This is a genomic window from Cryptosporangium japonicum (genome assembly GCF_039524755.1).
In the GTDB taxonomy this organism is placed as follows: domain Bacteria; phylum Actinomycetota; class Actinomycetes; order Mycobacteriales; family Cryptosporangiaceae; genus Cryptosporangium; species Cryptosporangium japonicum.
The window spans coordinates 253,468-273,228 of the sequence record NZ_BAAAGX010000007.1; the positions used below are offsets into that span (position 1 = coordinate 253,468).

General features: G+C 74.0%; 15 protein-coding genes. 9 read left to right on the forward strand and 6 right to left on the reverse strand.

Annotated elements, in window-relative coordinates; genetic code table 11:
- Positions 1–3: 3 nt before the first annotated feature.
- Both ABD437_RS09675 and ABD437_RS09680 read left to right on the forward strand, forming a co-directional pair.
- Positions 4–285, forward strand: a complete 282-nt coding sequence (locus ABD437_RS09675; RefSeq protein ID WP_344648424.1) for a YciI family protein — start codon at positions 4–6, stop codon at positions 283–285.
- Entirely contained in the window at positions 249–551 is a 303-nt protein-coding gene (locus tag ABD437_RS09680; RefSeq protein ID WP_344648425.1) for a chorismate mutase, read from the forward strand. Before ABD437_RS09675 ends, ABD437_RS09680 begins: the two co-directional genes overlap by 37 nt.
- A gap of 677 nt (positions 552–1,228) precedes the next feature.
- Here the strand turns inward: ABD437_RS09680 and ABD437_RS09685 are convergent.
- Positions 1,229–1,795 carry a TetR/AcrR family transcriptional regulator gene (locus tag ABD437_RS09685; RefSeq protein WP_344648426.1) on the reverse strand — a complete coding sequence of 189 codons (567 nt, stop codon included), beginning with the start codon at positions 1,793–1,795 and terminating at the stop codon, positions 1,229–1,231.
- A 93-nt stretch (positions 1,796–1,888) separates the two neighbouring features.
- On the opposite strand from ABD437_RS09685, the gene ABD437_RS09690 reads away from it, so the two are divergent.
- Complete coding sequence (locus tag ABD437_RS09690; protein ID WP_344648427.1) at positions 1,889–4,030, forward strand: MMPL family transporter; 2,142 nt, start codon at positions 1,889–1,891, stop codon at positions 4,028–4,030.
- Between the two features lie 64 nt (positions 4,031–4,094).
- On the opposite strand, the gene ABD437_RS09695 is transcribed toward ABD437_RS09690, so the two are convergent.
- Both ABD437_RS09695 and ABD437_RS09700 read right to left on the reverse strand, forming a co-directional pair.
- On the reverse strand, positions 4,095–4,730 hold the full coding sequence (locus ABD437_RS09695; RefSeq protein ID WP_344648428.1) for a CoA transferase subunit B: 636 nt from the start codon (positions 4,728–4,730) through the stop codon (positions 4,095–4,097).
- Positions 4,727–5,479 carry a CoA transferase subunit A gene (locus tag ABD437_RS09700; RefSeq protein ID WP_344648429.1) on the reverse strand — a complete coding sequence of 251 codons (753 nt, stop codon included), beginning with the start codon at positions 5,477–5,479 and terminating at the stop codon, positions 4,727–4,729. The genes ABD437_RS09695 and ABD437_RS09700 overlap by 4 nt, the downstream gene beginning before the upstream one ends.
- 104 nt (positions 5,480–5,583) lie before the next feature.
- Between ABD437_RS09700 and ABD437_RS09705 the strand changes: the two genes are divergently transcribed.
- From ABD437_RS09705 to ABD437_RS09715, 3 genes are read left to right on the forward strand one after another with little or no spacing between them, the layout of a single operon-like run.
- Positions 5,584–6,336 (forward strand): IclR family transcriptional regulator, encoded by a 753-nt coding sequence (locus ABD437_RS09705; protein WP_344648430.1) that lies wholly within the window; start codon positions 5,584–5,586, stop codon positions 6,334–6,336.
- 60 nt (positions 6,337–6,396) lie between these two features.
- Entirely contained in the window at positions 6,397–7,575 is a 1,179-nt protein-coding gene (locus ABD437_RS09710; protein WP_344648431.1) for an NAD(P)/FAD-dependent oxidoreductase, read from the forward strand.
- A gap of 31 nt (positions 7,576–7,606) precedes the next feature.
- Entirely contained in the window at positions 7,607–12,301 is a 4,695-nt protein-coding gene (locus ABD437_RS09715; RefSeq protein WP_344648432.1) for a diguanylate cyclase, read from the forward strand.
- Here the strand turns inward: ABD437_RS09715 and ABD437_RS09720 are convergent.
- Positions 12,294–12,797 carry a MarR family winged helix-turn-helix transcriptional regulator gene (locus ABD437_RS09720; RefSeq protein WP_344648433.1) on the reverse strand — a complete coding sequence of 168 codons (504 nt, stop codon included), beginning with the start codon at positions 12,795–12,797 and terminating at the stop codon, positions 12,294–12,296. The two genes, ABD437_RS09715 and ABD437_RS09720, sit on opposite strands and share 8 nt — an antisense overlap.
- Before the next feature lie 104 nt (positions 12,798–12,901).
- Here ABD437_RS09720 and ABD437_RS09725 point away from each other — a divergent pair, with 104 nt between their 5' ends.
- Positions 12,902–14,059: an FAD-dependent monooxygenase gene (locus tag ABD437_RS09725; RefSeq protein WP_344648434.1), complete on the forward strand. Its 1,158-nt coding sequence runs from the start codon at positions 12,902–12,904 to the stop codon at positions 14,057–14,059.
- On the opposite strand, the gene ABD437_RS09730 is transcribed toward ABD437_RS09725, so the two are convergent.
- Together ABD437_RS09730 and ABD437_RS09735 are read right to left on the reverse strand one after the other, a co-directional pair.
- Positions 14,050–14,736: a potassium channel family protein gene (locus tag ABD437_RS09730; RefSeq protein ID WP_344648435.1), complete on the reverse strand. Its 687-nt coding sequence runs from the start codon at positions 14,734–14,736 to the stop codon at positions 14,050–14,052. The two genes, ABD437_RS09725 and ABD437_RS09730, sit on opposite strands and share 10 nt — an antisense overlap.
- On the reverse strand, positions 14,729–16,060 hold the full coding sequence (locus ABD437_RS09735) for a TrkH family potassium uptake protein (RefSeq protein WP_344648436.1): 1,332 nt from the start codon (positions 16,058–16,060) through the stop codon (positions 14,729–14,731). The genes ABD437_RS09730 and ABD437_RS09735 overlap by 8 nt, the downstream gene beginning before the upstream one ends.
- A 33-nt stretch (positions 16,061–16,093) precedes the next feature.
- Between ABD437_RS09735 and ABD437_RS09740 the strand changes: the two genes are divergently transcribed.
- Positions 16,094–16,894 (forward strand): inositol monophosphatase family protein, encoded by an 801-nt coding sequence (locus tag ABD437_RS09740; protein WP_344648437.1) that lies wholly within the window; start codon positions 16,094–16,096, stop codon positions 16,892–16,894.
- A gap of 1,835 nt (positions 16,895–18,729) precedes the next feature.
- The coding region (locus ABD437_RS09745; protein WP_344648438.1) for a hypothetical protein at positions 18,730–19,761 on the forward strand (1,032 nt) is incomplete at its 3' end.

Below are 19,761 nucleotides of genomic sequence, written 5' to 3' on the forward strand. Positions count from 1 at the left end.
CCCATGGCCACGTTCGTCCTCACCTACGGCTACCACGACACCCCGCTGCGCGCCGAGCGCCGCGACGACCACCTCGCGCACCTCGCGTCGCTGACCGAGCGGGGTCAGCTGCTGGCCGCCGGCCCGCTCGCCGACCTGAGCGGCGGCATCATCGTGCTCGAGGCCGACGACGAGGCCGCCGCGCAGGCGCTGGTCGACCAGGACCCCTACACGGTCGCGGACGTGACGAAGGACCGTAGTCTGCGGGAATGGAAGCTGACCGCGGGCCGGGTACTGACCAGCTGACCGATCTGCGGTCCGCGATCGACGGGCTCGACCGCGAGATCGTCGGGTTGCTGGCGCGCCGGGAGCAGCTCGTCCGGCGCGCCGGCCGCCTCAAGGCCGATTCCGACGCCGTGCGCGCGCCGGCCCGCGTCGAGCAGGTGATCGCCAAGGTCCGCGCGCTCGCCGACGAGTCGGGGGCCGACCCCGCGGTCGTTGAAGCCACCTACCGCGCGATGATCGGCGCGTTCATCGATCTGGAGCTCCGCGTCCACCGCGCCGGCGACTAGTCGAACGCGCCCACTCCGATGGGTGGGGCATCGGCGCCAGGGCTGATCCGGTTCTGCGCGGCGAGGTCCCGCCCGACCACCACGCGGCGGTCGCCGGCGAGATCCGCGGCCGATCCGGCCACCCGCACCCGCTCCCGCTCCCGGCGAATCTGTTGGCCGCCATGGTCGCCTATCTCGACGGCCGGTGGCCGGTGGCCATCACCCGCAGCGTCGCCACCGCCCGCGCACTCCCCCGGGGCCTGCGCGGCGACGCCTAGGCCCTGGCCTGCGCCGCCCACGGCGACCCGTCCAGCGCGGCCCACTACCGCCGGGCCGCCGAACACGACGATCCCATCGCTCCTCTCCTCGCCGCCTGACCACCGAGGACTCTTGGAGCGCCGCCGTGTCGCCGCGCGCACCAGTTCCCGTGGTGGCCGGCGCCGACCGCGGCGATCGCCGCGTCGGTGCACGGCGCGTCGCCGTCCGCGGACACCAGAGCGCCACCCCACCGTCGGTGCCGCGCACGTGCGTCACCGGCCGCCCCAGCCCGACGTCCGCTCCGGACGCGAGGTGGTCGACGAGCCGCCGGTGGCTGCCGACGATCCGCCGGTCGGCGGGCGAGCCGGTGGGTCCGGTCGGGCTCCACGACCCGCGGGAGCACGGATCGGTGCCCCAGCGGGACACCGCGAACGCAGGCGTCAGCTCTCCAGCAGGGCGAACGCCTCGCCGAGCAGGCGGCGGGCGTTGTCGACGGTGCGCTGGTCCTCGGGGAGCTTGGTGTGGGTCTCGATCGTGCTGTGCACCGCGGCCGTCGCGGCCTTCGAGAGCACCGAGGCGGGCAGCCCCGCGGCGACGCCCCGGGCGACGAACGCGGCCTCGAGCGCCTCCTCGACCTGGTGGATCACGGCCAGCGCGGACGGCGTCGCGCCCTCCTCGCTCGCGAACAGGATGCCGATGCCGCGGTCGAGCCCGTCCAGCAACGCGAGCAGCGCGGAGCGCACGGCCTGGTACGGCGCCTCCCCGGCGGGGCGTCCGATCACCGCCTCGCGGATCACCGGCAGCAGGTCGAGCACCTCCCCGAGCACCAGCTCCTCCTTGGTCGCGAAGTACCGGAAGAACGTGCGCTCGGTGACGCCGGCCGCGGCCGCGATGTCACGCACGGTCGTGCGGTCGTACCCGTCCTGCTCGAACAGCCGGACCGCGGCCTCCTGCAGTGCTCGGCGGGTCTCCTGCTTGTGCAGCTCGCGGCGGCCGACGGCGGTCATGCGCGCAGTATCCCAAAATTTTATTCTGTCAGTACTGACACTTTGCGTTAGTGTCAGTACTGACAGATTTTCGCGACGCGCGAGGGGTTACGCATGGCCACGCTTCTCCACCGACTCGGACGCGGTGCGTTCCGGCACCGCGGTGCCGTGCTCGGCTCCTGGGCCGCCGTCCTGGCGTTACTGATCGGACTCGTGGTGGGCTTCGGCGGCTCGCTCGACAACGACTTCTCGATCCCCGGGTCGGAGTCCCAGCAGGCCCGCGACACGCTCAGCCGCGAGTTCCCGGCCGCGGCCGGTGCCACCGCCCAGATCGTGTTCACCGCCCCGGCCGGCGAACGCATCGCCGACTACCGGACGGTCGTCACCCGGACCCTCGACCGGGTGGACCGCGCACCCCAGGTCGAGGCCGTCCAGACCGGCGCGGTCTCGGCCGACCAGCGGACCTCGCTGGCCCAGGTCGAGTACGCCGTCGCGCACCCCGGCGACCCCGAGGCGCTGGAGCGGGCCGTCGCACCGGCGCGGGACGCCGGTCTCACCGTGTCGGTCGGCGGGCCGGCGTTCACCGAGAACGGGGTGTCGGTCAGCGCGCTCGAACTCATCGGCGTCGGCGTCGCCCTGCTCGTGCTCGTCGTCACGTTCGGCTCGCTGCTCGCCGCCGGGCTCCCGCTGGTGACCGCGTTGATCGGCGTCGGAGTGGGGCTGCTCGGGCTGCTGGCCACCGCGGCGGTCGGCGACATCTCGTCCACCGCGATCACGCTCGCGCTGATGATCGGCCTCGCCGTCGGCATCGACTACGCGCTGTTCATCGTCTCCCGTCACCGGGCGCAGCTCGCGCGGGGCCTGTCCCCGGAGGAGTCGGCGGCCCTGGCCAACGGCACCGCGGGCAGCGCGGTCGTGTTCGCCGGGCTGACCGTGATCATCGCGCTCGCCGGCCTGTCGGTCGTCGGGATCCCGTTCCTCACCGTGATGGGGCTCGGCGCGGCCGCGACCGTGCTGGTCGCGGTGCTGGTGGCGCTGACCGTGGTGCCCGCGCTGCTCGGCTTCGCCGGTGACCGGCTGACCCCGCGGCCCGGGTCGCGCGCGGCTCGCCGCGGTGCCCCGGAGGCGTCCACCGGGGGTGAGCGCTGGGCCCGGATCGTCACCCGGCGTCCGGCGTGGACGGTGCTCGCCGTCGTCGTCGGCCTGCTCGTGCTGGCGATCCCGGCCAAGGACCTGCGCCTCGCGCTGCCCGACGGCGGTTCGGCCGCCGAGGGCACCCACCAACGCGTCACCTACGACGCGGTCAGCACGACGTTCGGCCCCGGCTTCAACGGTCCCCTGCTCGTCCTGGCCCACGGCGACGCCGACCGGGCCGCCCTGGTGGCGAAGGACCTCGGCGCGCTGCCGGACGTCGTCGCGGTGACGCCGCCGGCCCCCACCCCGGACGGCCGGTACGCGCTGATCCAGGTGATCCCGGAGACCGCACCCGACGACCCGGCCACGACCGACCTCGTCGACACGATCCGTGACCGGGCCGGTGCGATCGAGGCGCAGACCGGCGTCCGCATCCAGGTCACCGGCAACACCGCGATCGCGATCGACGTCTCCGACCGGCTGTCGGCCGCCCTGGTGCCGTTCGCCGCGGTCGTCGTCGGACTGTGCCTGGTGTTGTTGCTGGTGGTGTTCCGCTCGCTGGTGGTGCCGCTGAAAGCGACGATCGGGTTCCTGCTGTCGGTCGCGGCGTCGTTCGGGGCCACCGCGGCGGTGTTCGAGTGGGGCTGGCTCTCCGACCTGCTCGGGGTGGGCCGGACCGGGCCGGTGATCAGCTTCCTGCCGATCATCCTGATGGCGGTGCTGTTCGGGCTGGCGATGGACTACGAGGTGTTCCTGGTGTCGGGCATCCGCGAGGAGTGGGTGCGCACCGGGAAGGCGCTGCCGTCGGTGCTCGGCGGCGCCCGGCACGCGTCCCGGGTGGTGACCGCGGCGGCGCTGATCATGTTCAGCGTGTTCGCCACGTTCGTCATCCCGGACGACGCGATCATCAAACCGATCGCGTTCTCGCTCGCGGTGGGCGTGCTGATCGACGCGTTCGTGGTGCGGATGACGCTGGTGCCGGCGGTCCTGGCGCTGGTGGGGCCGGGCGCGTGGTGGCTGCCGCGGTGGCTGGATCGCGCGCTGCCGAAGGTGGACATCGAAGGGGAGTCCCTCCGGGCGCCGGAGACGACCGAACCGAAGGAGCCGGTGCCCGTCGGCTAGGGCCGGGCGAAGGCCCGCCCCGGGTCGACGGGGCGGGCCGTCAGCACGGCGCCGCGCGGCCGGGTCAAGACGTCACCAGCAGCGGGGGTTCGGTCGCGGCGCGGACCTCCGCCTCGGTGACGCCGGGAGCCAGCTCCACCAGCCGCAAACCCTCCGGGGTCACGTCGAGGACGGCCAGGTCGGTGATGACGCGGTGCACCACCCGGCGGCCGGTGTAGGGCAGCGAGCACTCGTTGACGATCTTGAACGAGCCGTCGCGGGCGACGTGTTCCATCAGCACGATGACCTTGGCCGCGCCGTGGACGAGGTCCATCGCGCCGCCCATGCCCTTGACCATCTTGCCGGGGATCATCCAGTTGGCCAGGTCACCGGCGGCCGAGACCTGCATGGCGCCGAGGATCGCGGCGTCGATCTTGCCGCCGCGGATCATGCCGAACGACGTGGCCGAGTCGAAGAACGACGCTCCGCGCCGGACGGTCACGGTCTCCTTGCCGGCGTTGATCAGGTCCGGGTCCACGTCGGACTCGGCCGGGTACGCCCCGACGCCGAGGATGCCGTTCTCGCTCTGCAGCACCAGCTCGACGTCGTCGGGGACGTAGTTGGGCACCAGCGTGGGCAGCCCGATGCCGAGGTTGACGTACGAGCCGTCGGTCAGTTCGGCCGCGGCCCGCGCGGCCATCTGCTCCCGGGTCCAGCTCATCGCACGGTCCTCTTCTCGATCCGCTTGTCCGACGCCTGCTCCGGGGTCAGCGCCACCACCCGGTGCACGTAGACGCCCGGCGTGTGGACGTCGTCCGGGTCGATCTCGCCCGGCTCGACCAGGTGCTCGACCTCGGCGATCGTGACCCGGCCGCACATCGCGGCGAGCGGGTTGAAGTTGCGTGCGGCCCGGCGGAAGACCAGGTTGCCGTGGCGGTCGCCCTTCCAGGCCCGCACCAGGCCGAAGTCGGCGACGATCGCCTCCTCGAGCACGTGCTCGCGGCCGCCGAACTCGCGGGTCTCCTTGCGCGGGGAGGCCACCAGCACCGACCCGTCGGGGCCGTACTTCCACGGCAGCCCACCGTCGGCGACCTGCGTTCCCGCGCCGGTGACGGTGAAGAACGCGGGGATGCCCGACCCGCCGGCGCGCATCCGTTCAGCGAGCGTGCCCTGCGGCGTCAGCTCGACCTCCAGCTCACCGGCGAGGTACTGCCGGGCGAACTCCTTGTTCTCCCCCACGTAGGAGGCGACGATCCGGCGCAGCCGGTGGGCGCCGAGCAGCACGCCGAGCCCCCAGCCGTCGACCCCGGCGTTGTTCGACACCACCTCGAGGTCGCTCGTTCCGGCCTCCAGCAGTGCCTGGATCAGCACCGACGGAATGCCGCACAGCCCGAACCCACCGACGGACAGCGTGGCGCCGTCCGGAACGTCAGCGACCGCCGCGGCGGCGCTCTCCACGACCTTGTGCATGGCCGACGATGCTGGCCGCCCGCGCGGCCGGCGTCAACGTCGCGCCGCTCACCGAACGCCAACAGACCGGCCAGCGGACGACGAGCGCGAGTAGCGTCCACTCAGTGAACGCACCGATCGACGTGCTGGGCCGTGCCGCCGCCGTGCTGCGCGCGCTCTCCACCCACGAGCCGGACGGCGCGACGACCTCGGAGCTGGCGCGCGCGACGGGTCTGGCCCGACCGACCGCCCACCGGCTGCTCTCCGGGCTGCTCGGCGAAGGGCTGGTCGACCGCGACCCGGCCGGCCGCTGGCAGCTCGGCCCGGAGCTGTACCTGCTCGGCACCGCCGCGGCGGCCCGCTACGACGTCACCGCGCTGGCCCAGCCCTCGGTGCGCCGGCTCGCCGACGCGACCGGAGAGAGCGCGTTCTTCTCCGTCCGGCGCGGCGACGAGACCGTCTGTCTGCTCCGCGAGGACGGCAGCTTCCCGATCCGCTCGCACGTGCTGCACGAGGGCATCCGGTTCCCGCTCGGCGTCGCGTCCGCGGGTCTGGCGATCCTCGCCTACCTGCCCGATGCCGACGTCGAACGCTACCTGTCGCACGCCGAGCGCACCGCCGCCTACGGCCGGGAGCACGCACCCGACGCGCTCCGCGGCCGGATCGCCGAGACCCGCCGGGACGGCTACGCGGTCAACCCGGGCCTGATCGTGGAGGGCAGCTGGGGCATGGGCGCCGCGGTGTTCGACGCGCGGTCGGAGCCGGTCGGCGCGTTGAGCCTCACCGGGGTCGAGCACCGGTTCGCGGCGCACCGGCGGCCCCAGTTGGGCCGGCTGCTGCTCGCCGAGGCGCACCGGCTCTCGGCGGCCGTGCGTTAATCCCGGCGAAATCTCCTCGGGAGACACTTGGTTTCTCGACAGGAGACAGCGGAGGCGCGCATGGCTGACGTGGTCGTCGTCGGTGGCGGGCTGGCCGGCACCGCCACCGCCTGGAGCCTCGCCCGGCGTGGCGTCACCGACGTCACCGTGCTGGAGCGGTCCACGGTCGGCTCCGGGGGGACCGGCAAGTCCAGCGGCGTCGTGCGGTGCCACTACGGCGTCCCGTCGCTGGCCGCGATGGCCACGGTGGGCCTGGAGCTGTTCGAGAACGCCGAGGAGATCCTGGGGACCGACATCGGGTTCCGCTCGACCGGCTACGTCGTCGGGGTGGGCGCGCCGAACGTCGACGCGCTGCGGGCGAGCCTCGCCGACCAGCGCGCGGTCGGGGTGCAGACCGAGGAGATCGACCACGCCCGGGTCGCCGAGCTGTGGCCGGCCGCCCACCTGGACGACTTCGCCGCGTTCGCCTGGGAGCCGCGCGGCGGGTACGGCGACGCGTACTCGACCGCGCAGGCGTTCGCGGCCGGTGCCCGCCGCGCCGGGGTCCGGATCCGGCAGGGCGCGGCCGTCGCGGAACTCCTGGTCACCGGCGGCGCGGTCGGCGGCGTGCGCCTGACCGACGGCGAGCTCGTGCCCGCCGGCACCGTGGTCGTCGCCGCCGGCCCGTGGTCCGTGCCGCTGCTCGGCGCCCACGGTATCGCGCTGCCGATCGTCGTCCACCGGGAGCAGATCGTGCTGATCGACCCCGGCCGGGACCTGGGCGCGGTGCCGGTCTTCTCGGACCTGGTGTCGCTGCAGTACGTCCGGCCCGAGGGTGCGGGCCGGATCCTGTTCGGCAACAGCGACCTCGCCACGCTCGAACCCGCCGACCCGGACCACTACCCCGACCGCGCCACCGAGGCGTTCGTCGAGCTCACCGCGGCGAAGGTCGGCCACCGCTTCCCCGGCCTGCCCGACGCCGCGGTCACCGGCACGTACGCCGGGTGTTACGACGTCACGCCGGACTTCAACCCGGTCGTCTCGGCCACGCCGATCGAGGGGCTGATCGTGGCCGCCGGGTTCAGCGGGCACGGGTTCAAGATCTCCCCCGCGGTCGGCGCGCTCGTCGCCGACCTGGTCCTCGACGGCGTCAGCACCGACGCGCGGATCCCGGCGTCGGACTTCCGGCTCTCCCGGTTCGCCGAGGGCGACCTGCTGACCAGCCGCCACCCCTACGCCGGAGCCGGGGAGATGCGCTAAGCCCGCAGGTCGGGCCGCCGATGAGAGGAGTGTGCGGGAGCAGGTCCTCTACCGGAGTGAGCGCACGTGGGTGACCCGCGCCCTGACTCGGGACGGCTCCGGCGTCATCCGCAAGGAGTACTTCGGGGCCGACGCGGCCCGCCGCCTGGAGACCGAACGGGCCGTGCTCGAACGCCTGGCCGGGGTGCCCGGCGTGGCCCAGCTGGCCGGCCACACCAGCGGCTACCTCGAACTGCACGACGACGGCGGCGGGGCGCTCGGGCCGGTCGACGTGCCCGCGCTGCTCCGCCTGGCGCCACGGCTGGCCGAGGCCGTCGCGGGGATGCACGCACGCGGGGTCACCCACAAGGACCTCAACCCGGCGAACATCGTGGTGGCCGGGGAGCGGCCGACGCTCGTCGACTTCGATCTCGCGACGACGTTCGCCGAGGAGCGACCGGCCTTCACCGCCGAACGGGAGATCACCGGATCGCTGCCCTACCTCGCGCCCGAGCAGTCCGGTCGCACCGGCAACCCGATCGACCAGCGCACCGACCTGTACGCCCTCGGCGCGACGCTCTACGAGCTGGCCACCGGCGAGCCGCCGTTCGGGCGCGGCGAGCCGATGCGGCTGATCAGCGACCACCTGACCCGGACCCCCGACGCACCGGCGCAGCGGGAGCAGGCGGTGCCGCCCGCCCTCTCGGCGATCATCCTGCGGCTGCTGGAGAAGGAGCCGGACCGCCGCTACCAGAGCGCCCGGGGGCTGCTGTTCGACCTGTGCCGGGTCCGCGACGACCCGGCCGCGCGGTTCACGCTGGGCGAGCGGGACTTCCCGCTGCGGCTGGCCGCACCCTCGACGCTCGTCGGCCGGGACACCGAGGCGACGGCGCTGCGCCGCGCGTTCACCGACGGCGACACGCCGCTGCTCCTGGTCAGCGGCGTGTGCGGCACCGGCAAGACACGGCTGGTCGACGAGCTGAGGCCCACCGTCGCGGCGGCCGGGGGCTGGTTCGTGCGGGGCAAGTTCGACCAGCTGCGCCAGGATCCCGCGGTGGGGGGCGCGGTGGCGGCGATCCGCGCGGTGGGCCGGCTGCTGCTCGCCCAGCCCGAGGCCGAGCTCGCCCCGGTGCGCGAGCTCCTCCGGGCCCGGCTGGGCGCGGCCGTCGACTTCCTCGCGCCGCTGCCGGAGTTCCGTACGCTGCTCGACGCCGAACCGTCGCTGCCGACGACCGACCCGGCGACGATCCGGGCCCAGCTCATCCACGCCGCGACCGAGATCCTGCGTGCGGTGGCCCGGCCGGACCGTCCGGTCGTCGTCGTGATCGACGACGCGCAGTGGGCCGCGGCCGCTCCGCTGGAGCTGCTCGACCGGCTGGCCTGCGACGCGCCGATCCCCGGGCTGTTCGTGGTCGTCGCCTACCGCAGCGACGAGATCGACGACGCGCATCCGCTCGGCCCGCTGCTGACGCGGTGGCGGGAGCGGGGCCTGCCCCGGATCGAGCTGCGCGAGCTCGCCCCGGACGACGTCGGCGCGCTGCTGGCCGACATGCTCCGGATGCGCCCGGACGAAGTCGGCGACCTGGCCACCGCGATCACGTCGTACACCGGCGGCAACCCGTTCGACGCGGTCGAGGTGATCAACCTGCTGCGCCGGGACGGTGCCCTGGTCCTCGACGAGCACGGCTGGACGTGGGACCCGGACGTCGTCCACCGCACCGTGCAGCTGCGGAGGCTGACCGACGTGGTCGCCGCGCACCTCGACCGGCTCCCCGACGACACCGCCACGCTGCTGGAGGTGCTCGGCTGCCTCGGCGGCGAGGTCGACGCGGAGCTGTTCACCGACGCGACCGGGCTGCCCGGGCCGGTGCTGGCCGACCGGCTGCGTCCGGCGCTGGAGGACGGGCTGCTGGTCGCCGAGCCGTCGACCGGGGTCGTCCGGTTCGCGCACGACCGCATCCAGCACGCGACCGCGACCCGGCTGGCGCACCGCGGCGACGTCGGGTGCCGGCTGGCGCTGGCGCGCCGGCTGGCGGCGACGCCCCGGTGGACCGCGGTGGCGGCCGCCCAGTACCTGCCGGTGCTCGACGCGCTGACCGACCGGGACGAGCGGGCCGACGTCGCGGCGCTGTGCCGCCGCGCGGCCGCCCACGCCCTGTCGACGAGCAACTACCTGGCCGTGGACCGGCTGCTGGCGGCGGCCGAGTCGCTGGCCGGGCTCGACGTGGAGCTGGCCACCCAGCGCCACGCCGCGCTCTGCGGGCTGGGGCGGTTGGAGGACGCCGACCGCGTCTTCGACTGGCTCCTCGCCCGCGACGACGTGAGCCCGCTGGCCCGCCTCGACGCCACGTGCGTGCAGATCAGCAGCCTGACCAACCGGCGGCGGACACCCGAGGCGGTGGCGCTGGGGTTCGGCTACCTGCGCGCGCTCGGCACCGTCGTCCCCGACGACCTCGGGTCCGCGGTGGCCGCGGGCATGGCGCGCGTGGACGCCTGGCTGGCGGCCGGCGGTCCGGCGGCGGACGTCGACCGGCCGGAGGCCGACGACCAGGCGGTCACGGCGATCGGCGCGCTGGCCTACCGGCTCATCCCGCCGACGCACTTCGTCGACCGGCCCCTGATGCAGTGGCTGGTGCTGGAGTGCGCCCGGCTCTGGATCGAGCGGGGACCGTCGCCCGCGCTGCTCGGTGCGCTCGGCGACCTCACGGTGGTCGCCGGCGACCTGCGCGGCGACCACCGGTTCGGCCGGCGGCTGCTGCCGCCGCTGATCGCGGTGGGCACGGCCCGCGGCTACGAGGCCGGTACCGCCAAGGCACGCTTCCTGTACGTCATGTCGACCGGACACTGGTTCGACGAACCGCGCGAGCACGTCGTCCTGGCCCGGGAGTCCCACGACGAGCTGGTCCGCTGCGGTGACCTGCTGAGCGCGGCGTTCACCTACCTCGTGTCGATCACGCTGCTGCTCGGGCACGCGCCGCACCTGGACGAGGTCACCAACGAGGTGAGCGACGCGACCGCCTACTGCGCGCGCACCGGCAACGACCAGCTCGCCGGATACGTCCAGTACTTCGACACGCTCGTCGCCCGCCTCCGCGGCGACGACGTCCCGTTCGGGCCGCCGCCCGACGATGTCCACGAGACCGTCGGTTACCACCTGACCCAGGCGTTCCTCGGCGCGCTGTTCGACCGTCCGGACGCGGTCTCGGCCCACACCGCCGCGATGTCGGGCCCGATCCGGCACCTGGCCGGGATGCCGATGACGCTGGACGCGCACTTCCTGCGCGCACTCGCGCTGACCTGGGACGGCGGCGACCGGGCCGAGCTCGCGGCCGAGCGGGCGTGGATCGCCGCCCGCGCGGCGGACGCCCCGCAGCGCTTCGGGCACCTGACGGTGTTCCTCGACGCCGAGCTGGCGGCCGTCCGCGGCGACGTGGAGGCCGCGCGCACCGCGTACGACGAGGCGGTCCGCCGTGCCGCCGCCGGCCCGTCACGGTGGCAGCGGGCCTGGTTCGCCGAGCGGGCCGGGCGCTTCGCGATCCGGACGGGACTGCCCTACGGCGGGGCACTGCTGCTCGAGCGGGCCCGCGCCGAGTACACGATGTGGGGCGCGACGGCGAAAGCCGACCACCTGGACGCGGACTTCCCGGAGCTGTCCGCGCCGTCGCGCCCGGACCCGCAGAGCTCGAACCGGCTCTCGTCCGGCGCGATCGACCTGCTGGGGGTGCTCACGGCCTCGCGGGCGCTGAGTTCGGAGACCAACCTCGAACGCCTGCGCCGCCGGATCGTCGACGTGCTGGGTTCGGTCAGCGGCGCCACGTCGGTGGAGGTGGCGCTGCACGGCGACGGCGCCTGGGCGGTGCTCGGCGCGGACGGGGCCCGGATCCCGGTCGACGAGGCCGGGGACCGGCTCCCGCTGACCGCGTTCCGGTACGTGTCGCGACGTCACCGGCCGCTGCTGGTCGACGACGCCACGACCGACGAGCGGTTCCGGTCGGATCCCTACGTCGCCGCTCAGGAGCGTTGCTCGCTGCTCGTCGTGCCGATCGAACACCGGGGCGCGCACTGGGCCGTGCTCGTCCTGGCCAACACGCTCAGCTCCGGCGCGTTCTCCACCGACCGGCTCGACGCGGTGACGCTGATCGCCGGGCAGCTGGCCGTGTCGCTGGACAACGCGCTGCTCTACACGTCGCTGGAGCAGAAGGTCGCCGAACGCACCCAGGAGCTGGCCGAGGCGAACGAACGGCTGGAGCAGCTGAGCCTCACCGACCCGCTGACCGGGGTGGCGAACCGGCGGCGCCTGACCGAGATGCTCGACGCCGAGTGGTCGCGGGCCGGGCGCACCGGCGAACCGCTCGCCGTCGCCATGCTCGACATCGACTTCTTCAAGCTCTACAACGACCACTACGGCCACCCGGCCGGCGACGAGTGCCTGCGCACGATCGCCGACACGCTGTGCCTGCAGGTCCGGCAGTCCGACGTGGTCGCCCGGTACGGCGGCGAGGAGTTCGCGGTCGTGATGCCGGGCACCGACCGGAAAGGCGCGCACGCGGTCGCGTCCCGGATGGCCACCGCGGTGGCCGACCTGCGCCGGCCGCACGAGCGGACCGAGCGGGGCCACGTCACGGTGAGCATCGGGGTGGCGTCGTTCACCGTCACCGACGGCACGTCGCCCGGCGCGTTGATCGACGCCGCCGACGCCAAGCTCTACGAGGCCAAACGCGCCGGCCGCGACCAGGTCGTCAGCTAGCGGATGGTCGGTCGGCGGGAGCGTCCTCGTCGTCCAGGCGGGCGACGCGGGCGGCGAAGTCGTCGGCGAACCGTCGCAGCAGGGTCATCAACGTCGCGCGGTCCTCCGGCGACCAGTCGGCGAGGGACTCACGCATCCAGCCCAGCACGGTGCCCAGGTAACGCTGCACCGTGCGGGTGCCCTCGTCGGTCGTCTCGATCAGGCGGGCGCGCTGGTCGTCGGGGTCGACGACGCGCCGGACCAGGCCCCGTTTCTCCAGGTCGGGCAGGAGCCGGGTGACGTGCGGGCCGACGACCTGCATGCGGGTGGCGATCTCGCCGATGCGCAGCGGCTGCCCCGCGGTCTGCAGCGTGATGAGGATCGTCAGCGCGGGCCGGTCCAGCTCGATGCCCGAGCGCTGCATCGCGCGCTCCTCCAGGCGGCCGCGCCGGATCGCGTTGCCCACCCGGGTGATGCCGCCGAACACCCCCGCGAAATCGGTGTCGTCGTCGCTCATATAGATGCCTAAGTTAGGTATATAGTTGACCCTGTCGCAGCGCGGGGCGTCCGGCCCCGGTCTGCGCTCAGAAAGCTTACCTAACTTAGGTATTGGAGAAACCGATGACCTCCGTTCTCGTGTCCGGTGCCAGCATCGCCGGCCCCACCGTCGCCTACTGGCTGCGCCGCTACGGCTTCGACGTCACGATCGTCGAGAAGGCCGACGCCCTGCGCGGCGGCGGGTACCCGATCGACATCCGCGGCACCGCGCTCGGCGTCGTCGGGAAGATGGGGCTGCTCCCCGCGTTACGCGACGCCCACGTCGACACCCGTCGCATCTCGTTCCTCGACCCGGACGGGAGCCTGCTCACCTCGCTCAACCCGGTCACGCTCACCGCCAGCGAGAACACCGACCTGGAGATCCGGCGCGGCGACCTCACGTCGATGCTCTACGACACGATCCGCGACGACGTCGAGATCGTCTTCACCGACTCGATCGCCGCGATCGACGACCGCGAGGTCACCTTCGAGAGCGGTGCCCGGCGCACGTTCGACCTCGTCATCGGCGCCGACGGCCTGCACTCGCGCACCCGTGGGCTGATCATGGGGCCGGAGGAGCAGTTCCACCGCTACATCGGGTACTCGTTCGCCGGGTTCGGCATGCCCAACCGGCTCGGGCTCTCCCACGAGGGCGTGATGTGGAACGTGCCGGGGCGGGCCGCGGCGCTCTTCGCGGTCGGCGACACCCCCGCGTCCGTGCACGCGTTCCTCAACTTCAGCCTGGCCGAGCCGCCGCTCGACGCGCACCGCGATCCGGCCGCCCAGCGCCGGCTGATCGAGTCGATCTTCACCGACCAGGAGTGGGAGATCCCGCACATGCTCGACGCGCTGCGCGCCGCCGACGACCTGTTCTTCGACGTCGTCAGCCAGATCCACCTGCCGCGCTGGTCGCAGGGGCGGGTGGCGCTGGTCGGCGACGCGGCCTACGCGCCGTCGTTCCTCACCGGGCAGGGCTCGAGCCTCGCGCTGGTCGGTGCGTACGTGCTGGCCGGCGAACTGGCCGCCCACACCGACCACGCGGACGCGTTCGCCGCCTACGAGAAGGCCGTGCGCGACTTCGTCGAACTGAACCAGGCGCAGGTCACCGCCGGCGAGGCCACGATGTTCCCGTCCACGGCGGCGACGCTGGAGCGGCGCAACACGATGTTGCGTCAGCTGAGCGAGATCCCCTCCGACGCCAACCCGGCGCACTCGGCGATGACGCTGCCGGACTATTCCTGAGCGGTCGCGAAGCGCTGCACCTGGTCGACGGAGCCGCTCACGATCAGCGCGCCGCCGTCGGGCACGACGGTCTGCGGGGTGGCCCACGCGACCCCGGCGCCGGGGGTCTTGATCCCGACGATCGTCACGCCGTAGGTCGTGCGCACGCCGAGGTCGGCGATCGTCCGGCCGACGGCGTCCCGCGGGGGCCGGACCGTCGCGATCGCGTCCCCGTCACCCAGGTCGACGAGGTCGAGCAGGCGGCTGGCGATCAGCCGGGCCACCCGCTCCCCCATCGTCGCCTCCGGATAGATGACGTGGTGCGCGCCGACCGACGTCAGGATCTTGCCGTGCTTGACCGAGATCGCCTTGGCCCAGATCTCGGGCAGGCCCAGCTCGCTGAGCGTCAGCACGGTCAGCACGCTGGCTTCGATGTCGGTGCCGATGCCGACGACCGCGCGGGAGAACTCCCGGATCCCGACCTGCGTCAACGCGTCCTCGTCGGTCGAGTCGGCCTGCACCACGTGCGTGAGGCGGTCCGACCACTGCTGCACGATCCGGGTGTTCTCGTCCACGCCCATCACCTCGTGCCCGAGGAAGAGCAGCGACTCGGCGACCTGACCCCCGAACCGCCCCAACCCGATCACCACGACGTTGTCGCTGGTGGGGTCCGCCTTCGACTTCTTCCGTTCAGCCAACGAGGGGCCTTTCCTCCGGGTACCGGTACAGCCGGTGGCGGGTGTTGAGTGCCAGCGCCGACGCGACGGCGACGGTGCCGACCCGGCCGACGAACATCATGACGGCCAGGACGAGCTGGCCCGGGCCGGACAGCTCGGCGGTGAGCCCCGTGGTCAGACCGGCGGTGCTGAACGCGGCCATCACCTCGAACAACGCCCGGTCGAACGTCACGTCCGCGGTGAGGCGGAGCAGCAGCAGGGTGCCGGCGGCGACCGCGGCGACCCCGAGGAGCGCGACCGCCGTGGCCTGGCGCTGGGTGGACTCGGCGATCCGCCTGCGCCCGACCACGACGTCGCGCTCACCGCGCGCCTCGGTCCAGATCACGAACGCGAGGAGGAAGAACGTGGTGACCTTGATTCCGCCGGCGGTGCTGGCGCTGCCGCCGCCGATGAACATCAGCCCGGTGACGATCGCGCTGGTGTCCGGGTCGAACGAGCCGTAGTCGAGCGTGTTGAAGCCGCCGGAGCGCGGGATCGTGCCCTGGACGAACGAGGCCAGGATCTTGTCGGCCACGCCGAGCGGCTCCAGCGCGTGGTTCCACTCGAAACCGAGCACGGTGACGAACCCGACGACCAGCAGCACGAGCGAACCCCAGACCGTGAGCCGGGTGTGGGTGGACCACGCGGCCGGGCGGCGCAGCTCCCTGGCGATCTCGTAGAGCACCGGCACCCCGATGCCGCCGACGATCACGCCGAGCGTCAGCGGAACGCAGATCCACCAGTCGCCGACGAACCCGGCGAGGCCCTCGCTGCGCAGCGAGAAACCGGAGTTGTTGAACGCCTGGACGGCGTTGAACGCCCCCTCGCGCAGCGCCGACGGGAACGCCACGCCGTAACCGAGCCAGAGCCGCCCGGTGACGACCGCGGCCAGCACGGCCTCGGTCGCGAACATCACGACGGCCGCGAGGACGAGCACGCGCCGGACGTCGCCGTGCGCGACGCCCGAACCCGTCTCCGCCCCGGCCATCAGCCGGCCGCGCAGGCCCAGGCGCTGCGACACGAGCAACCCGAGCACCGTCGCGGCCGCGGTGATCCCGAAACCGCCGGCCTGGGTGAACACGGTGAGCAGCGCGTGCCCGAACCCCGACCAGTAGGTGGCCGTGTCGACGGTCGACATGCCGGACGTGGTGATCGCCGACGTCGCGGTGAAGAACGCGGTCAGCAACGGCGCCGAGCCGTCGCCGCGCCGGGACGCGGGCAGCATCAGCAGCGCCGTGCCGACCGCGATCGCCCCGAGGAAGACGAGCACCACGGCCCGCGCCGGGCGCGGAGTGTTCCCACGCATCCGCCCGGTTGTATCACGACGCACGATGGGCGCATGGACACGGATCTTCTGCTCGCCCGCCGCGCCGCCCTGGCCGGCGCCGCCGTCGGCCTCCGGCACTTCGCGGCGCTGACCGGACTGCCCCGGGAGTACAAAGCCGACGGCAGCGTCGTCACGGCCGCCGACCGCGCGGTCGAGGCCGCGATCCGCGCGGTACTGGCCGAGGAACGACCGGGCGACGCGGTGCTCGGCGAGGAGAACGGGCAGACCGGCGAGAGCGACCGGCGGTGGATCGTCGACCCGATCGACGGCACCGCGATGTTCGTCGCCGGCGACGACCGGTGGCTGGTGCTCGTGGCCCTGGAACGCGACGGCGAGATCGTCGCCGGGGTGGTCGTCGTGCCCGCGCAGGGGCGGATCTGGTGGGCGACGCGCGGCGGGGGCGCGTTCGCGGCCCGCTACGCCGGGGAGGCGGTGGAGGACGGGCGACGCCTGCACGTCGACCGGTCGCGGCCGGACGTGCTCGCCGGGAGCGTGCTGGGGGTGATCCCGGACGACGACGGGCTCCGCCCCGCCGAGCGGGAGATGCTGGCGCCGCTGACCGCGGTGACGTCGAAGACGGCGTGGGGTGTGCACGCCGCGCTGCTCGTCGCCGGTGGGGAGTTCGACCTGGCGGTGCAGACCCGCGGGCACGTCTGGGACTTCGCGGCGACGTCGCTGATCGTCACCGAGGCCGGGGGCTGTTACAGCGGTCTGGACGGCCGGACGACACCCGGCCGGGGTGCGTCGGTGTACTCCTGCGGCGCGGGTCTGCACGCCGAGGCGCTGGACCGGCTCGGCGGCCGGCGGGTGTGACGAGTTACCGGGTACGGCCGGTGCGCGTCCTTGATGCGCGGGTGATGCGGTAGGACGAAGGTATGTCGTTACCTCCCCCGCCTCCCGGGGCTGACGGGCCGCTCCCCTACGGGGACCCGGCGCAGCCCTCCGCTCGGGCCCGGACTGGTTCCGGTACGGCCGCGGGGGCCGTGCCGCAACCGGCCGACCCGTCGCCCGAGGGCACCGATCCACGGTCGTGGCCCCCGACGTCGCAGCCGGGGCCGCCGCACTCCGCCCCGCTGTACGCGGGCACACCTTCCGCCCCACCGTTCTCGGTCGCGCCCTCCGCCGGGCCGCACTCGGCCGCGCGCTCCGCGCCGCAGTTCCCGGCTCCGGATGCCGGGCCGCCGCACACGGCGCCACAGTCCGCGCCGCTCTACTCAGCGCCACAGTCCGCCCCGCCCTATTCGGCGCCACAGTCCGCCCCGCCCTATTCGGCGCCACAGTCCGCCCCGCCGCACTCGGCTGCGCATGCCCGGCCGCCGTTCCCGGCGCCGCATGCCGGGCCGCCGCCGCAGACAGCTTCGCAATCCGCGCCGCTCTACTCGGCCCCACAGTCCGCCTCGCCCTATTCGGCTGCGCATGCCGGGCCGCCGCACTCGGCTCCGCAATCCGCCTCGCCGCACCCCGCCCAGCATTGGGTGCCGCCGCACCTTGGCAGTGCGCACAGCGGCGCCACGCAGGGCAGCGCCACGCAGGGCAGCGCCACGCAGGGCAGCGCCACGCAGGGCAGCGCCACGCAGGGCGGCGCTGCGCGAGAGGGCGCCCCTCAATTCGGGGTGCCGGATGCCGGGTCGCCGCGCGGCGGGTGGCCGGATGCCGGGTCGTCGCCGGAGATGGGGCCGTCGCACGGGGGCGCACCGCACGCGGGATGGCCGCAGGCGGGGGCACCGCAGGTGGCGGCATCTAAGGCGTGGGCGCCGCACGCGGGCGCAGCGCAGGCAGGAGCACCGCACGCATGGGCGCCGCAAGACTGGGCGCCTCAAACATGGGCGCCGCACGCGGAAGCGCCCCAAGATGGAGCACCGCAGGCGGAAGCGCCCCAGGCGACGGCGCCTCAGACTTCGGCGCCGCACGCCGGCGCAGCGCAGGCAGGAGCACCGCAAGCATGGGCGCCGCAGGACTGGGCGCCCCAAGCATGGGCGCCGCACGCGGAAGCGCCCCAAGATGGAGCACCGCAGGCGGAAGCGCCCCGGGCGACGGCGCCTCAGACCTGGGTGCCGCAGGCGGGCGCGTCCCAGGCGGGGGCCCCGCAAGCGGAAGGGCCCCGCGCATGGGCGCCGCAAGCAGGAGCACCGCAACCGGGCGCACCCCAACCGGGCGCACCCCAACCAGGGACACCGCAAACAGAAGCGCCCCAGGCGACAGCACCTCAGACCTGGGCACCGCAGACGGGTGCATCCCAGGCGGGGGCCCCGCAACCGGAGAAGCCCCAGAAATGGGCACCGCAGGCGGGGGCGCCCCAGACATGGGCGCCCGAGGCTGGGGGACCCCAAGCATGGGCGCCACAGGCTGGAGCACCACAGCCTGGAGCACCCGGAGCACCCCAGACCTGGGCCCCGCAAGCACAGGTACCCCAGGCATGGGCGCCGCAGATGGGGGCGCGGCAGATGGGGGCGCCGCAGATGGGGATGCCACAGGCGGGGATGCCACAGGCGGGGATGCCACAGGCGGGGATGCCACAGGCGGGGATGCCACAGGCGGGGATGCCACAGGCGGGGATGCCACAGGCGGGGATGCCGTCGGGGGTGGTGGGGCGACCGCCGGGGCGGGGTGGGCGTGGGGGGCGGGCGGTTTCGGTGGGGGTCGCCCGGGTGGCGGGGATCGTCGGGTTGGTCGGCGCGGTGACGAGCGTCGCGGGCTTCGCGATCTTCGCCGTGGCCGAGGCGATGCACCGCAACACCGACGACCGCACCTACAACGACTACGGCACCTCGACCTACCTCGCGATGGGCGGAACCACCCTGGTCCTGCTCCTCGTGACGACGACCGCGCCGATCGGGTCACTGATCGGCGCCCGCGGCCGCTCCGGAGGACGCGCGTTCGCCTGGGCCTTCCTCCCGCTCGTCTTCCCCGCACAGATCATCGGCATCGCCGGCACCATGAGCGCGGTCGTCGAGAGCGACTACCCCCTCGCCGTGCGCATCGCCGGGGTCGTCGGCACCGCCGGTGCGGTGGTGGGCCTGGTCGCGGCCCTGGTCGCCGCGGTGGCGTGGGCCCTGCCGGGCGCCCGCGACTTCCTGATCGGACGACGCCGCCCCGACCTCGCCGGGCGCGGCCGCACGACGCTGCTCACCGTGGTCACGCTGGCCGCCCTCGCGCTCGTGCTGTACGGCGTCGCGATCGCGTTGCTCGTCTACGGCCGCCAGCACCTCGACCTGCCGTCGGCGGACGACCCCTACCGCTACGTCAACGACGACGTCCCCACGGTCTTCCTCGCCGGCGTGATCGTCGCCGCCGTGCTGCTGGTGACCGAGGCCGTGCTGCTCGCCGGCGCCCTCGTGACCCGCTCCAAGCGGGTGGGATGGCTCCGCGGGGTCACGTTCGGCGTGGCGTGGATGACGCTGGGCGGCAGCGTGCCGGCCATCGTCTTCCTGGCGGCGGTGTGGTCGATCGCGGGCGACAACCACACCGGTGACACCGCGGTGGGCGCCGGGCGGGTCGCGTTCTTCGTCGCGCTGGCGGCCGGGCTGCTGCACCTCGCGGCACTGGTGCTGCTCGCGATGCCCTCCGTCTCGGCCTGGACGGCCACCCGCCCCCCGTCCCCCACCACCCCCGGCACGACACCCACGGCCCCCGGCGCCTGGGCGTCCGCACCGGGGAACACACCCACCCCCGGCACCGCA

Bases quoted from the DNA above. Each gene is read 5' to 3' on its own strand.
- ABD437_RS09675 (WP_344648424.1), top strand. From the start codon at position 4: ATGGCCACGTTCGTCCTCACCTACGGCTACCACGACACCCCGCTGCGC.
- ABD437_RS09680 (WP_344648425.1), top strand. From the start codon at position 249: ATGGAAGCTGACCGCGGGCCGGGTACTGACCAGCTGACCGATCTGCGG.
- ABD437_RS09685 (WP_344648426.1), bottom strand. From the start codon at position 1,795: ATGACCGCCGTCGGCCGCCGCGAGCTGCACAAGCAGGAGACCCGCCGA.
- ABD437_RS09690 (WP_344648427.1), top strand. From the start codon at position 1,889: ATGGCCACGCTTCTCCACCGACTCGGACGCGGTGCGTTCCGGCACCGC.
- ABD437_RS09695 (WP_344648428.1), bottom strand. From the start codon at position 4,730: ATGAGCTGGACCCGGGAGCAGATGGCCGCGCGGGCCGCGGCCGAACTG.
- ABD437_RS09700 (WP_344648429.1), bottom strand. From the start codon at position 5,479: ATGCACAAGGTCGTGGAGAGCGCCGCCGCGGCGGTCGCTGACGTTCCG.
- ABD437_RS09710 (WP_344648431.1), top strand. From the start codon at position 6,397: ATGGCTGACGTGGTCGTCGTCGGTGGCGGGCTGGCCGGCACCGCCACC.
- ABD437_RS09720 (WP_344648433.1), bottom strand. From the start codon at position 12,797: ATGAGCGACGACGACACCGATTTCGCGGGGGTGTTCGGCGGCATCACC.
- ABD437_RS09725 (WP_344648434.1), top strand. From the start codon at position 12,902: ATGACCTCCGTTCTCGTGTCCGGTGCCAGCATCGCCGGCCCCACCGTC.
- ABD437_RS09735 (WP_344648436.1), bottom strand. From the start codon at position 16,060: ATGCGTGGGAACACTCCGCGCCCGGCGCGGGCCGTGGTGCTCGTCTTC.
- ABD437_RS09740 (WP_344648437.1), top strand. From the start codon at position 16,094: ATGGACACGGATCTTCTGCTCGCCCGCCGCGCCGCCCTGGCCGGCGCC.